The organism is Citrobacter sp. wls714, assembly GCF_005281025.1.
GTDB lineage: Bacteria > Pseudomonadota > Gammaproteobacteria > Enterobacterales > Enterobacteriaceae > Citrobacter > Citrobacter werkmanii.
Map to the genome: position 1 here is coordinate 23,456 of NZ_SZWZ01000045.1, position 14,382 is coordinate 37,837.

A 14,382-nucleotide genomic window follows, 5' to 3' on the forward strand; every position below is an offset into this window, starting at 1 on the left:
ATTAAAAACGGGAGCACCTGGCTCCCGTTTTAGCTTGCTTACTGCGGATACTCCAACAGCAGCGCGTTGAGACGCTCAGCCATCAGTTCGCCACGCCAGCCGGAAATCAGCTCAGGCAGGGATTGCTGCGGCTTTAATTTCCAGTGCCAGTTGAGCAACTGGTTGATCTGGCGGCGTGAAGCCAGCAGCTCGACGCTGAGATTTTGCTCCGCACTGACTTCGGCAACCAGCGCCTTAATGGCTTTGAACGCCTTGCGGTAGCCTGGCATATCCATCAAATTCAGTAGCGGTTGCGGCAGCGACGCTTCCGGTAAAGCCTGTGCTTTCTCGACAAGGGAAATCAGCGTCTTGCCGTGGAAGCGAATTTCGCTGCCGGAAAGACCCAGGCTGTCCAGTTCGCCCAGACTGCCCGGCATATAACGCGCCACCGCCCATAAGTGTTCTTCACGCACCACAAAGTTTACCGCCAGATCGCGCTCGCGCGCTTTACGCAGCCGCCAGTCGGCAAGCAGTTGCAGACAGGCCAACTGACGGGTACGCAGTTGCCAGGCGTTGGTGATCTCGCGCCAGGCATCCTCGGGTGCCAGAATCTCCTGGCGACGCTGCTGCATTAAGCGACATTCGTCCAGCGCGGCGGGCAGCCAACCGCTGGCTTCGGTTTCAGCCATCAGCGTTGTGGTGATCGGTAACAGATACCAGACGTCAGCCACCGCATATTCACACTGGCGCTCGGTCAGCGGCCTGGCCAGCCAGTCGGTACGGGATTCGCTTTTGTCCAGGGCTATGCCGGTAAACTCTTCCACCATCGCGGCAAACCCCCACGACAGCGGACGACCGCAAAAAGCGGCGAGGATTTGTGTGTCAATCAATGGCTGAGGGAGTTCCCCAAAGGCATTGAGAAACACCTCCAGATCTTCACTACCGGCATGCAGAAACTTGGTTATCGCCGTATCACGTAAAATATCGCGTAGTGGTGACCAGTCAGTGATCCCCTGTGGGTCAATCAGAGCAACGTGTTTGCCATCAAACAGCTGGATCAACCCCAACTGCGGATAATAGGTACGCGTGCGAACAAATTCGGTATCCAGGGCTATCGCCGGAAATTCACGGACGGCTTCGCACAGCGTGGCCAACGCGTCGTCCGTAGTGATCATTTGATAATTCAAATCGTGCTCTCTTAGGTTTACGCCAAAAAAAACGCCGGATTACCCGGCGTTTTCTGCTGGCTGACTTAACGCTCAGCCTTTATTGTCCACTTTGGCGCGTGCTTCGTCACGTAATTCTCGTCGCAAAATCTTACCAACGTTAGATTTTGGCAACTCATCACGAAACTCCACCAGCTTCGGTACTTTATAGCCCGTCAGATGGCGACGACAAAAAGTGACCAGCGCTTCTTCGGTTAATGAGGCATCTTTCTTCACCACGAAGATTTTTACCGCCTCACCGCTGCTGCCCGATGGAACGCCAACCGCAGCGACTTCCTGTACGCCAGAATGTTGCATCACTACGTCTTCAATTTCATTCGGATAAACGTTAAAGCCTGACACCAGGATCATATCTTTCTTACGATCGACAATCCGCAGGAAGCCTTCATCATCCATCACCGCAATATCGCCAGTGTGCAACCAGCCGTCTTTGACAATTTCATCGGTCGCATCCGGTCGCTGCCAGTAACCCAGCATCACCTGCGGACCTTTCACGCACAGTTCGCCCGGCTCTCCCGGCGGCACTTCGTTATCGTCGTCATCCACCAGCTTGACCTCGGTGGAAGGAACCGGTAAACCGATACTGCCGCTGTGATAGTCGATATCGTGAGGGTTAACACTCACCAGCGGGGCGCACTCCGTCAGGCCATAGCCTTCCAGCAGATACTGACCCGTCAGCTTCACCCAACGCTCGGCCACCGCCTGTTGAACCGGCATGCCGCCGCCTGCCGAAAGATGTAGCGAGGAGAAATCCAGTTGCTGGAACTCTTTGTTATTCAGCAGCGCGTTAAACAGCGTGTTGACGCCGGTCATCGCGGTGAAGGGGTATTTCGCCAGCTCTTTTACCAGTCCCGGAATATCACGCGGATTAGTAATCAGCAGGTTTTGACCACCCAGCTCAATAAACAGCAGGCAGTTCATTGTCAGCGCGAAAATGTGATACAGCGGTAAGGCCGTTACCACCAACTCTTTACCCGGATGCAGCAACGGTCCATAGGTGGCGTTAACCTGTTCAAGGTTAGCCAGCATGTTGCGGTGCGTGAGCATCGCGCCTTTCGCCACACCGGTTGTCCCGCCGGTATATTGCAGGAACGCCAGATCTTCCGACACCACTTCGGGCTTCACATACTGCATGCGATAACCGTTTTGCAGTGCACTGCGAAACGAGATGGCATCCGGCAGGTGATATTTTGGCACCAGGCGCTTAATGTACTTCACGACAAAGTTAACCAGCGTCCCTTTGGCGGTAGAAAGTTGATCGCCCATACGCGTCAGGATCACGTGTTGCACCGACGTTTTATCGACCACCTTCTCCAGCGTGTGAGCAAAGTTAGACACGATGACAATCGCCGACGCGCCGCTGTCATTGAGCTGGTGTTCCAGCTCGCGAGGCGTGTACAGGGGGTTCACGTTCACGACAATCATGCCGGCACGTAAAATCCCAAACAGGGCGACCGGATATTGCAGCAGGTTCGGCATCATCAGCGCGACGCGATCGCCCTTTTTCAGCCCGAGCCCTTGTTGCAAATAGGCCGCAAACGCCCGGCTGCGCTCTTCAAGCTTGCGGAAGGTCATCACCTCCCCCATGTTTACAAACGCGGGCTGATCGGCATAGCGCCTTACTGAGTGTTCAAAGAGTTCCACCAGGGATTGATAACGGTCAGGATTGATCTCCGCAGGGACACCAGCGGGATAACGGTTAAGCCAAACCTTTTTCAATACATCACCTCTAAAATGCATATTCGTCGTCATCACAACCCCAGGCAATAAACAAACTATTAACATAATATTAACTCAGCGTACCAGTTTGTTTATTACACAACGACAAGGTTGCGAAGCACGTCACTATTTATTTTTCTTATATCCACGTTAATGCAGAAACAGCGGACGAGCCGCTGTTTCTTTTACTAATAAAACAAAGAGTTACTCGGTTACTATGGTCTGAACCTGTGCCGGGCCGGGATTGTACCATCCCCAGCCGCCGTAGCCACCGTAAGGCCAGCCACGCGCACCGTAGAACCAGGGGTCGATCGGCTGAGGCGGCATAATAATCTGCTGAGTAATATGCCAGCGTTTATAACCGGTTACCTGCATCAGCATGAATTTATACGGCGTACTGCCAATTTTTCCGTCCACTGTACCGCTAATCGGACCGACGACGGTAACCAGTTGACCCCGGAAATCCACCGGGTCGAGAAAGCCGTTTACATCAGCATAAATTCGCCCGCGAGAGGCTTCACCCAGCACGGGTCGCGCACCGCTATCGAGAGGCACGGTGGCGATTTCCAGACGGGATTTCCCCTGCTGGTTCTGAATATCCACCACTTTGCCGCCGAAGCGCGCTTCCTGTCCGACATACAGCTGCGGCGCATTCATCACCCGCACCAGATCCTGCTGCGGCGTAGGGCTTGAGCCTTTGATCGCATCCGGGATGGTGACGCAGCCACTTAGCATTAACGCCAATACGCCCGCCAACACACCTTTCACTACCTGCTTTTGCACCGCCATATTGCGACTCCCTCTTCTTAGCGCCTGCCCCGGGAAACTCACAATGCGGGTCACTGACGACTGCGCGAATTAACCGGGGATGTACTACTAAGATTCATTCTTTACCGGGAAGTTTCTTCCACGCTACGGTGTTACGTAAATAAACCGGTTCAGCATGTTCAACCGCCACGGTCTTACCGGCAGCCAGCATTTGCGTGGCGACAGGCAGCATGTCTTCAGCCGCCGGCAGCAGAACACCGCCATCGCTCAGCGTCAGGCCACTGTCTTTACCGAGTTCAGGCCAGGCAGGCCAGCCCGTCCCGACAGTGACCCATTGGCCAGATAGTTGCAGCAAGCGTTCATGTACTTGTTCAGGCGTTAACACGGCTTCAGTTTCTTCACCGCGCCAGATGCCATTTTCATCACGCTGGTATTCGGCCCAGTAAACCTCGCCCATTCGCGCATCAATCGCCGCCAGTACGCGGGTGGCGCCAGACTTACGCCAGGCCCCCTGCGCCATGGTCGCCAGGGTGGAGACGCCGATCATCGGTAAATTCGCGCCTAGCGCCAACCCTTGAGCAATGCCAATTCCGATACGTACGCCGGTGAAACTGCCGGGACCGCGACCAAACGCCAGGGCATCGATATCGGATAAGGCTAATTCGCCAGCGGACAGGATCTCCTGAACCATCGGTAAAATTCGTTGGGTATGTTCTCGTGGGCAAAGCTCGAAATGAGCCTTGATAGTACCGTCATTCCACAGGGCAACAGAGCACGCCTCTGTGGCGGTATCGATAGCCAGAATTCGCATGGGTGTTTGTGATCAGATCAATAAATTTGGCGCGCATCTTACCACACTCCGTAACAAATTACTCAGTCGATGGTATGGCAAGAAAACGAACCGCGCGCGCAATGTCACGCGTTCGTGGCGCAGGCGGAAGACTCGCCAGGAAGGTAGCACCATAGGGCCGCATCACCAGGCGGTTGTCGCAAATTACCAGCACACCGCGATCGTCTGCGTCACGAATCAGTCGCCCTACCCCCTGTTTCAGGGTGATCACCGCATCCGGGAGTTGAACCTCGTCGAAGGGATCGCCGCCACGCAGGCGACAGTCTTCCATCCGGGCTTTTAACAGCGGGTCATCCGGCGAAGTGAACGGCAGTTTATCGATAATCACCAGCGACAGCGTATCGCCACGCACGTCTACCCCCTCCCAGAAACTGCTGGTGGCAACCAGTAACGCATTCCCTGCGCTGACAAACTGCTGTAACAGTTGCCCTTTACTGGTTTCACCCTGCAACAGGACCGGCAGCGTCATGGTGGCGCGAAATTGTTCTGCCAGATCGCGCATCATCGCGTGTGAGGTACACAGCATAAAGCAGCGACCATTGTTTGCTTCGATAATGGGACGCAGCATAGACGCTAACTGGCGCGCGGCTCCCGGCTGGTTGGTTTGCGGAAGATTGCGCGGCACGCAGAGCAACGCCTGACGTGTGTAATCAAAAGGACTCGGCAACAGCATCGATTCGGCGTCATCTATACCCAGCCGCGCGGTGAAATGATGAAGATCATCGTTTACCGACAGCGTCGCGGAGGTAAAAATCCAGCAGCCCGGCTTTTGTTCCATCACTTCTTTGAATTTATCCGCCACGGTGAGCGGCGTCAGCGCGAGGGTGAAATGGCGGGAGGTGCATTCATACCAATAGCTGAAGCCTGGCTGGTTAATCTCTTTCAGGCGCTTCAAACGGGTGCGATAAAGCGTGGCGCGCTCAAACGCGGCATCCAACAACGCCGAACGCCCAAGAGACAGTTTCGCCACGTCGTAACACAGTTCCAGCGTGTCATCGAGCAGCAAAAACGCGCGCTGTACGCGCTGGTCAGCCAGCAGTTCGCGCAGATTGCCGCGATAGCCCGGCTCGCCAAGTTGCAGGCGGAAATCCTGGGCGCTTTGCGCCAGGCGGTCGGCGCATTTCTGCAACTGCTGAGTGTCTTTCAGCTCGGTGCGATAGGCAATGGTGATGTCTTTCGCCAGGTCTAACAGCTGACGACTGGAGAGCGATTGACCAAAATACTGGCTGGCGATATCCGGTAACTGATGCGCTTCATCGAAAATCATCACGTCAGCTTCGGGGATCAGTTCGCCAAACCCGCTCTCTTTCACCACCATATCAGCGAGAAACAGATGGTGATTGACCACTACCACATCTGCATCCATCGCTTTTTTACGCGCTTTGACGACAAAACACTCTTTGTACAGTGGGCAGTCGCTGCCCAGACAATTGTCGTTAGTGCTGGTTACCAGCGGCCAGGCTTGAGAATCCTCCGCCACGCTGACGCAGGTACTGATGTCGCCATCAAGGGTTTGATTTGACCAGGAGCGCAGCAGGATGACGTCGCTTAAAGTTTGTACCGGCAGGTCGCCGCCGTTCCAGACACAGATAGTTGGAGCGCCCTTTCAGCAGCGCCAGTTTGCCGGTAAATTCAAGCGCTTTAGCGACGGTCGGGAGATCGCGGCTGTAAAGCTGATCCTGCAACGCTTTTGAACCGGTAGAGACGATGACTTTCTTACCCGCACGCAGCGCAGGTGCAAGATAAGCGTAGGTTTTCCCCGTTCCGGTTCCGGCTTCGACAACAAGCGGCTGTGATTTTTCAATGGCATGGCTAACGGCGAAGGCCATCTGCCGCTGTGGTTCACGCGGTTTAAAACCCGGTATCGCTTTAGCCAACTGACCGTCTGCTGCAAAATCGTCCGTCACACTGCCCCCTGTTCATTTGAACAGGGATTATGTCAGGCCAGCGGGTCTTTCGCCAGTTGAAGAGGTGACGTAGGCGCAACATTATGGCAGTCTTGGCGCAACCTGAAGCCATTATGAAAAACGTAAATGAGGAATGATTTATGACGATTGTGCGCATTGATGCCGAAGCGCGTTGGTCCGACGTGGTTATCCATAACAACACGTTGTATTACACCGGTGTACCGGAAAACCTGGATGCTGACGCCTTTGAACAAACGGCGAATACGCTGGCGCAAATTGACGCAGTTCTGGAAAAACAGGGCAGCAACAAGTCACGTATTCTTGATGCCACCCTTTTTCTGGCAGACAAAAGTGACTTTGCCGCGATGAACAAAGCCTGGGACGCGTGGGTCGTTGCCGGTCATGCGCCAGTACGTTGTACGGTCCAGGCCGGGTTGATGAACCCGAAATACAAAGTAGAGATCAAGATTATCGCTGCAGTTTAAGCAACGTTACTCGTCTTCATCTTCGAAACGCGCCACGATCCGCTCGCCGGTATGGCTGGCGCGTAACTCTTCAGCTACCAGAGCAATCGCTTGTCCGCTGCTCATCCCCTGCGACATCAGTTCCTGAATACGCTCGACCGCTTTTTGCTGCTGCTCATGACTGAGTGAAGGTAAACCTGCAAACATTGTTAACTCCTGCTAAATTGTCTGCGCTAATTATTTCATGCTACCGGGCAGTTAGCCAGTAAAGTAGCAACGAGTCAGGACTGATGAAGACGTTATCTCCCGCTGTAATCACTTTACCCTGGCGTCAGGACGCCGCTGAACGCTATTTTTCGACCTTAAGCCATCTCCCCTGGGCGATGCTGTTGCATTCGGGTCATGCTGACCATCCACATAACCGTTTTGATATTCTGGTGGCGGATCCCGTCGCCACGCTGGTTACGCGCGCTGAAGAGACCGTTGTCCATGACGGACACGCAACCGTACGCACGCTTGATGACCCAATGACGGTATTACATTCAGCGCTCAGCGCACGGGGGATTCAGCCGAGCAATCACCCCAATCTGCCGTTTCAGGGCGGCGCGTTAGGTCTGTTTGGCTACGATCTTGGCAGAAGATTTGAATCGCTGCCCACGATTGCCACGCGCGATATTGCCCTGCCGGATATGGCCGTCGGCATTTACGACTGGGCGCTGATTGTCGATCATCAGTTGCAAACCGTATCCCTGCTCAGCCATACCGATGTCGAGGCGCGGCAGAAGTGGCTCGACGCACAACAACCGCCAACGCGTGAACCGTTTGCCTTAACCTCTGCCTGGCAATCCAATATGAGTCGCGCGCAGTATGGCGAAAAATTCCGCCAGGTACAGCGCTATCTGCACAGCGGCGACTGTTATCAGGTCAATCTCGCCCAGCGTTTTCAGGCGCATTATCAGGGCGATGAGTGGCTGGCATTTGTACGACTCAATCACGCTAATCGAGCGCCGTTTAGTGCGTTCATTCGTCTTGAGGAAGGCGCAATCCTCAGCCTTTCACCCGAACGGTTTATTCTGTTGGAAAACCAGCACATCCAGACGCGTCCTATTAAAGGGACGCTGCCAAGACGTGAAGATGCTGATGCCGATCGTGAGCAGGCCCAACTGCTGGCGAATTCGCCGAAGGATCGTGCGGAAAACCTGATGATCGTCGATTTAATGCGCAATGACATCGGTCGCGTTGCCGTGCCGGGTTCGGTACAGGTTCCGGAGCTGTTTGTGATCGAGCCGTTCCCTGCCGTTCATCATTTAGTCAGCACCATTACCGCACGTCTGCCAGAATCTTTGCACGCCAGCGACCTGCTGCGCGCCGCCTTCCCCGGCGGCTCCATTACCGGCGCGCCGAAGGTGCGGGCGATGGAAATTATAGATGAGCTGGAGCCGCACAGACGTAATGCCTGGTGTGGCAGCATTGGTTACCTGAGCTTTTGCGGCAATATGGACACCAGCATCACCATTCGCACCCTGACGGCCACAAACGGACACATTTATTGTTCCGCAGGTGGTGGCATTGTGGCGGACAGTCAGGAAGACGCGGAGTATCAGGAAACATTTGATAAAGTGAATCGTATTTTGCACCAACTGGAGAATTGACACGTGGAATACAGCAGCCTGACGCTTGATGATTTTTTATCGCGCTTCCAACTCCTGCGCCCGCAGGTCACTCATGCCGCGTTAAACCAGCGTCAGGCGGCCGTACTGATCCCAGTCGTCCGCCGACCACAGCCGGGTCTGCTGCTAACCCAGCGATCCGTTCATCTACGCAAACATGCCGGCCAGGTCGCCTTTCCCGGCGGCGCGGTGGACAGCACTGATGCCTCGTTGATCGCCGCCGCCCTTCGCGAGGCGCATGAAGAAGTGGCAATTCCGCCGTCATGCGTTGAGGTGATCGGCGTCCTGCCGCCGGTCGACAGCGTCACCGGTTTCCAGGTTACCCCGGTCGTCGGCATTATCCCGCCTAATCTGCCGTATCGCGCCAGTGAAGATGAGGTTTCCGCGGTGTTTGAAATGCCGCTGGCGCAGGCTCTGCATTTAGGGCGTTACCATCCGCTTGATATTTATCGCCGTGGTGATTCACACCGCGTTTGGCTTTCCTGGTATGAGCAATATTTCGTCTGGGGAATGACCGCCGGAATAATTCGTGAGCTGGCTCTGCAAATTGGCGTCAAGCCCTGACTATACTTATCTTTACGCACGCCATAGACAACTTGAAACTCAGGTCACAACATTAGTAAAACCGCGGTTATCTATTAGTTTAATTCATGTGAATAGTTAAGCCGATCGCCGCGTTCCCTCTTACACTATGCGCAGTTATAACATCGTTACTGGAAAGCCCAGTCGCCCTGTAGGAGTATTATCGTGATTAGTCTATTCGACATGTTTAAGGTGGGGATTGGTCCCTCATCTTCCCATACCGTAGGGCCTATGAAGGCGGGTAAACAGTTCGTCGATGACCTGGTCGAAAAAGGATTACTGGACAGCGTTACTCGTGTTGCCGTCGACGTGTATGGTTCACTGTCGCTCACGGGTAAAGGTCACCACACCGATATCGCCATTATTATGGGTCTGGCGGGCAACGAGCCTGCTACCGTGGACATTGACAGCATTCCCGGATTTATCCGCGACGTAGAAACGCGTGGACGCCTGCTGCTTGCGCAGGGTCAACACGAAGTGGATTTCCCGCAGAATGACGGAATGCGTTTTCACAACGGCAACCTGCCGCTGCATGAAAACGGCATGCAGATCCATGCGTACAATGGCGAAACCGTCATTTATAGCAAAACCTACTACTCAATCGGCGGTGGATTCATCGTTGATGAAGAACATTTTGGTCAGGATACCGCGGGCGAGGTCAGCGTCCCTTATCCGTTCAAATCCGCGACCGAAATGCTGGAATACTGCAACAGCACCGGCCTGTCTCTCTCTGGCATGGCGATGCAGAACGAACTTGCTCTGCACAGCAAAAAAGAGATTGAAGAGTACTTTGGCCATGTCTGGCAAACCATGCAGGCCTGTATCGATCGTGGGATGAACACCGAAGGTGTGCTTCCAGGTCCGCTACGCGTTCCGCGTCGCGCCTCTGCCCTGCGTCGTATGTTGGTCTCCAGCGACAAGCTCTCCAACGATCCGATGAACGTAATCGACTGGGTGAACATGTTTGCGCTGGCTGTTAACGAAGAAAACGCCGCGGGTGGTCGCGTTGTCACTGCGCCAACTAACGGTGCCTGCGGTATCGTGCCTGCGGTCCTTGCTTATTACGATCATTTCATTGAGTCCGTCAGCCCGGATATCTACACCCGCTATTTCCTGGCGGCCGGTGCAATTGGCGCGCTGTACAAAATGAACGCCTCAATCTCCGGCGCAGAAGTAGGTTGTCAGGGTGAAGTGGGCGTGGCCTGCTCCATGGCGGCTGCCGGTCTGGCTGAACTGCTGGGTGCAAGTCCTGAACAGGTGTGTGTTGCGGCAGAAATCGGTATGGAGCATAACCTCGGTTTAACCTGTGACCCGGTTGCCGGTCAGGTTCAGGTTCCGTGCATCGAACGTAACGCCATTGCTTCCGTGAAAGCGATTAACGCCGCACGTATGGCAATGCGCCGTACCAGTGCGCCACGCGTCTCGCTGGATAAAGTCATTGAGACCATGTACGAAACGGGTAAAGATATGAACGCCAAATACCGCGAAACGTCACGTGGTGGTCTGGCAATCAAAGTTCAATGTGACTAATACTTAATTTTCGCCCATCTGCGACGGATGGGCGAATTTATCTCCCCTTCCTCGTCTACTGTAATTTTCCCCACTACACTTGCTCTGTTGCTTTTGGCTTTTGTGACCAACGGCTTATCGGGCGGCCCGCATGCATACAGCACAACGGATCATTAAAAACTATCGCCGGAATCGCTTAATTGTTTGCACACTATGTGCCCTACTGACGCTTATCCTCACTTTAACGGCCCGATTTATTTCGGAGCGTAATTTAAATCATCGGAATACCGTAACCTTTGCCAACCACGCCGTTGAAGAGTTGGATCATGTACTTTTGCCCCTACAGACCGGACGCGATGTGCTGTTGCCATTGATTGGTCTTCCCTGCTCAGTTGCGCGTTTACCGCTGAGCAAGCATGCTGCCAGGCTGCAAACGGTACGCTCTATCAGCCTTATTCAAAGCGGGATTCTGTATTGCTCCAGTATTTTTGGTTATCGCAATGTGCCTGTTCGTCAACTGGAGCCTGAATTACCCAGCCGGGAGCCGCAGCTGCTGCTGTCTACCGACCATTCGCTAATTAAAGGCAGCCCGATTCTGGCGCAATGGTATCCATCCTCTGCCGATGGTGAAGATGGCGTGCTGGAGATCGTTAATATTGATTTATTGTCGTCGATGCTGCTTGAACCCCAACCGCCACAAATCACCCATGCCAGCTTAAGCGTCGGCAATCGCCATCTGCTCTACGGACAAGGTGTTGTCGATACGCTACCTGAGCTAAAGAATGAAAAACGCTACCAGCTTTCATCACAGCATTTCCCGTTTACTATCAGCGTTACCGGTCCGGGCGCCAGCGAACTGGCGATTAAGCATCTGCCCACACAGCTGCCGCTGGCGGTGATCCTCAGTCTGTTAATGGGGTACCTGGCGTGGCTGGCAACCGCCAACAGAATGAGTTTCTCCTGGGAGATTAATCTGGCCCTTGCCGCCCGAGAATTCGAGCTGTTCTGCCAGCCGCTGCTCAATGCGCAAACGCAGCAATGCATGGGGGTGGAAATCCTTTTACGCTGGAATAATCCGCGTCAGGGTTGGATCTCTCCCGAAGTGTTTATTCCCATCGCCGAGGAGCACAACCTGATCGTGCCCCTGACGCGTCATGTCATCGCAGAAACCATTCAGCAGCGACACGTATTCCCCATGAGCAGTCAGTTTCATATCGGGATCAATGTCGCCGCCAGCCATTTTCGCCATGGCACGCTGTTAAAAGATCTCAACCAGTATTGGTTTAGCCAGCATCCCATTCAGCAGTTAGTCATCGAACTTACCGAACGAGATGCGTTACTGGATGTGGATTATCGGATTGTACGCGAGCTAAATCGCCTTGGCGTAAAACTGGCGATTGACGATTTTGGCACCGGCAACAGCTCGCTCTCCTGGCTGGAAAAACTCCGCCCGGATGTACTGAAAATTGATAAATCATTTACTTCTGCGATCGGTACCGATGCCGTGAACTCAACCGTTACAGACATCATCATCGCGCTGGGAAAAAGACTGAATATAGAACTGGTGGCAGAAGGGGTTGAAACGCAGGCGCAGGCACAGCATTTGCGCCGGCACGGTGTACATTTATTGCAAGGTTTTCTGTATGCGAAGCCAATGCCGCTCCGCGATTTTCCAAAATGGCTGGCGGGCAGCACCCCGCCGCCCGCCCGGCATAACGGGCGACATAGTATGCCCGTTATGCCGTTTCGCTAGCCCGGTTACTCGTCTTCGTCGTGAGCGGGTTGTTCTTTAACAATGCGAACTAAATCCACACGATAGTCATTCGCTTCGACAATCGTAATGCTCAGCGGCGCAACCTCGATAACATCGCCGACGCGTGGAATATGACCGTTAGCCGCGATGACTAAACCTGCCACCGTCGCGATATCTTCGTCTTCATTCACCAGCGTATCCACGTCCAGCGCCTGTTGCAACGCATGCAGATCGGTACCGCCTTTCACCAACCAACCGCCTGCATCAGCAATAATTTCAGGCGTTTCATCGGCATCCGGGAACTCACCGGCGATAGCTTCTAATACGTCCAGCGGAGTAACCAACCCCTGCACGACACCAAATTCGTTAGTGACGATCACGAAACTGCCGCGGGCACGACGCAGAACACCTAACAGATTGATCGGATCCAGCGTTTCCGGGACCACGATAGCCGGAGAAGCAGAGGCAATCGCCGCCACATCCACACCCTCTTCCAGCGCTACCAGCAGTTCTTTGGCACGGACGATACCGATAATTTCGTCCAGCTCACCGCGACATACCGGGAACAGGCTGTGCGGTGACGAAAGCAATTGCTCACGAATTTCCGCTACGCTCAGGTCCGCATCAACCCAGCTAATCTCGCCACGAGGCGTCATAATGCCACGTAATGAACGCGAGGCCAGGGAGAGTACGCCGTTGATCATATAGCGTTCTTCTTCCACGAATGCGCCTTCCGGAACGGGCACAGGTACCGGATTGTCGGATTCCATCTGCGCGCTGGCCTGACGTTTACCCCCCATCAGACGCAGGATTGCATCGGCAGTCCGTGCACGCAGCGGTAGTGTCGACTGGTGGCGAATAAAGTTACGACGCGCAATCTGGTTAAACAACTCGATAATGATCGAGAAGCCAATCGCCGCATACAGATAGCCTTTCGGAATGTGGAAGCCAAACCCTTCGGCAACCAGACTCAGACCAATCATCAACAGGAAGCTCAGACACAGCACCACCACCGTCGGATGTTGGTTCACAAATCGCGTCAACGGCTTGGACGCCAGCAGCATCACGGCCATAGCAATCACGACCGCCGCCATCATGACCGGCAGATGGTTGACCATACCGACCGCAGTAATCACCGCATCCAGCGAGAACACCGCATCGAGGATGACAATCTGCGTTACGACAACCCAAAAGCTCGCATACCCTTTCGTCTGCCCGGTATCATGTTCACGGTTTTCAAGCCGCTCATGCAGCTCTGTCGTAGCCTTGAACAAGAGGAAGATACCGCCCAGCAGCATAATCAGATCGCGCCCTGAGAACGCATAGTCCATTACCGTGAACAGCGGCTTTGTCAGCGTCACCATCCACGAAATCACGGACAACAAGCCCAGACGCATAATCAGTGCCAGTGATAAACCGATTAAACGCGCTTTATCTCGCTGTTTCGGCGGCAGCTTATCAGCCAGGATCGCAATGAAGACCAGGTTATCAATACCCAGAACAATTTCGAGAACGACAAGCGTGAGCAAACCCACCCAAATCTGCGGGTCCATTAATAATTCCATGACAAGCTCCTGCTTAAGGAATGACCAAACTGCGCGCTGAGGATCTCAGGCGTTAAAGCATTATGCAGAGAAAATTTGTGGCAAAAAGTGCCAATCTGACAGGCGCAAAGCGGCCTGAGGGTGAAATGACGTCGGTGACGATCCATATGGTGGGCTACTGCCCTATACTCCTGAGTAATTAAACAGATGCTAAACATAACAGAGACAACCGGTTTTTAGCAAAGATTTACCTTCCTTTGCAATAAGTTGTTTCGGAGATATTTTACCCTTCGAAATTTCTTTTCATCGGAAGTTAAATTACGGATCTTCATCACATAAAATATTTTTTTCGATATCTAAAATAATTCACGAAAATCATAGGTTTTTCTTTGTAACCCTTATCTGAATCGA

12 protein-coding genes and 1 pseudogene are annotated in these 14,382 nt (G+C 53.7%); 5 read left to right on the plus strand and 8 right to left on the minus strand.

Annotated features, from left to right (window positions below; all coding sequences use genetic code 11):
* Positions 1 to 38: 38 nt before the first annotated feature.
* The 5 genes and pseudogenes from rnd to FDX11_RS10445 form a co-directional block, all read right to left on the minus strand.
* The gene (rnd, locus tag FDX11_RS10425) at positions 39 to 1,154 is read right to left on the minus strand and encodes a ribonuclease D (protein WP_137397872.1); all 1,116 of its coding nucleotides are present in this window, start codon (positions 1,152 to 1,154) and stop codon (positions 39 to 41) included.
* A gap of 84 nt (positions 1,155 to 1,238) precedes the next feature.
* Complete coding sequence (fadD, locus tag FDX11_RS10430; RefSeq protein ID WP_123261005.1) at positions 1,239 to 2,924, minus strand: long-chain-fatty-acid--CoA ligase FadD; 1,686 nt, start codon at positions 2,922 to 2,924, stop codon at positions 1,239 to 1,241.
* A 204-nt stretch (positions 2,925 to 3,128) separates the two neighbouring features.
* On the minus strand, positions 3,129 to 3,713 hold the full coding sequence (locus FDX11_RS10435; protein WP_042307869.1) for a Slp family lipoprotein: 585 nt from the start codon (positions 3,711 to 3,713) through the stop codon (positions 3,129 to 3,131).
* A 94-nt stretch (positions 3,714 to 3,807) separates the two neighbouring features.
* The gene (tsaB, locus tag FDX11_RS10440) at positions 3,808 to 4,503 is read right to left on the minus strand and encodes a tRNA (adenosine(37)-N6)-threonylcarbamoyltransferase complex dimerization subunit type 1 TsaB (RefSeq protein ID WP_079223765.1); all 696 of its coding nucleotides are present in this window, start codon (positions 4,501 to 4,503) and stop codon (positions 3,808 to 3,810) included.
* Between the two features lie 58 nt (positions 4,504 to 4,561).
* Positions 4,562 to 6,449 (minus strand): annotated as a pseudogene (locus FDX11_RS10445) (ATP-dependent DNA helicase).
* A 140-nt stretch (positions 6,450 to 6,589) separates the two neighbouring features.
* Between FDX11_RS10445 and FDX11_RS10450 the strand changes: the two are divergent.
* Positions 6,590 to 6,934 (plus strand): RidA family protein, encoded by a 345-nt coding sequence (locus FDX11_RS10450; protein WP_042307863.1) that lies wholly within the window; start codon positions 6,590 to 6,592, stop codon positions 6,932 to 6,934.
* Positions 6,935 to 6,940: 6 nt separating this feature from the next.
* Here FDX11_RS10450 and FDX11_RS10455 read toward each other — a convergent pair whose 3' ends face one another.
* Positions 6,941 to 7,120, minus strand: coding sequence for a YoaH family protein (locus tag FDX11_RS10455; RefSeq protein WP_003020986.1), 180 nt, complete (start codon positions 7,118 to 7,120; stop codon positions 6,941 to 6,943).
* 83 nt (positions 7,121 to 7,203) lie between these two features.
* Between FDX11_RS10455 and pabB the strand changes: the two genes are divergently transcribed.
* From pabB to FDX11_RS10475, 4 genes are all read left to right on the plus strand, one after another.
* Positions 7,204 to 8,565, plus strand: coding sequence for an aminodeoxychorismate synthase component 1 (gene pabB / locus FDX11_RS10460; protein ID WP_170975602.1), 1,362 nt, complete (start codon positions 7,204 to 7,206; stop codon positions 8,563 to 8,565).
* A gap of 3 nt (positions 8,566 to 8,568) precedes the next feature.
* Positions 8,569 to 9,147 carry a CoA pyrophosphatase gene (locus FDX11_RS10465; protein ID WP_137397874.1) on the plus strand — a complete coding sequence of 193 codons (579 nt, stop codon included), beginning with the start codon at positions 8,569 to 8,571 and terminating at the stop codon, positions 9,145 to 9,147.
* A gap of 183 nt (positions 9,148 to 9,330) precedes the next feature.
* Entirely contained in the window at positions 9,331 to 10,695 is a 1,365-nt protein-coding gene (gene sdaA / locus FDX11_RS10470; protein ID WP_042307858.1) for an L-serine ammonia-lyase, read from the plus strand.
* A 130-nt stretch (positions 10,696 to 10,825) separates the two neighbouring features.
* Complete coding sequence (locus FDX11_RS10475) at positions 10,826 to 12,427, plus strand: EAL domain-containing protein (RefSeq protein ID WP_061381168.1); 1,602 nt, start codon at positions 10,826 to 10,828, stop codon at positions 12,425 to 12,427.
* A gap of 5 nt (positions 12,428 to 12,432) precedes the next feature.
* Here FDX11_RS10475 and yoaE read toward each other — a convergent pair whose 3' ends face one another.
* Both yoaE and FDX11_RS25735 read right to left on the minus strand, forming a co-directional pair.
* On the minus strand, positions 12,433 to 13,992 hold the full coding sequence (yoaE, locus tag FDX11_RS10480; protein ID WP_079223760.1) for a CNNM family cation transport protein YoaE: 1,560 nt from the start codon (positions 13,990 to 13,992) through the stop codon (positions 12,433 to 12,435).
* Positions 13,980 to 14,189, minus strand: a complete 210-nt coding sequence (locus FDX11_RS25735; protein WP_072014731.1) for a hypothetical protein — start codon at positions 14,187 to 14,189, stop codon at positions 13,980 to 13,982. Before FDX11_RS25735 ends, yoaE begins: the two co-directional genes overlap by 13 nt.
* Positions 14,190 to 14,382 lie beyond the last annotated feature (193 nt).

Coding starts and splice junctions, on each gene's coding strand:
- tsaB (WP_079223765.1), bottom strand. CDS start 4,503: ATGCGAATTCTGGCTATCGATACCGCCACAGAGGCGTGCTCTGTTGCC.
- pabB (WP_170975602.1), top strand. CDS start 7,204: ATGAAGACGTTATCTCCCGCTGTAATCACTTTACCCTGGCGTCAGGAC.
- FDX11_RS10450 (WP_042307863.1), top strand. CDS start 6,590: ATGACGATTGTGCGCATTGATGCCGAAGCGCGTTGGTCCGACGTGGTT.
- yoaE (WP_079223760.1), bottom strand. CDS start 13,992: ATGGAATTATTAATGGACCCGCAGATTTGGGTGGGTTTGCTCACGCTT.
- FDX11_RS10475 (WP_061381168.1), top strand. CDS start 10,826: ATGCATACAGCACAACGGATCATTAAAAACTATCGCCGGAATCGCTTA.
- FDX11_RS10435 (WP_042307869.1), bottom strand. CDS start 3,713: ATGGCGGTGCAAAAGCAGGTAGTGAAAGGTGTGTTGGCGGGCGTATTG.
- rnd (WP_137397872.1), bottom strand. CDS start 1,154: ATGATCACTACGGACGACGCGTTGGCCACGCTGTGCGAAGCCGTCCGT.
- FDX11_RS25735 (WP_072014731.1), bottom strand. CDS start 14,189: ATGTTTAGCATCTGTTTAATTACTCAGGAGTATAGGGCAGTAGCCCAC.
- FDX11_RS10455 (WP_003020986.1), bottom strand. CDS start 7,120: ATGTTTGCAGGTTTACCTTCACTCAGTCATGAGCAGCAGCAAAAAGCG.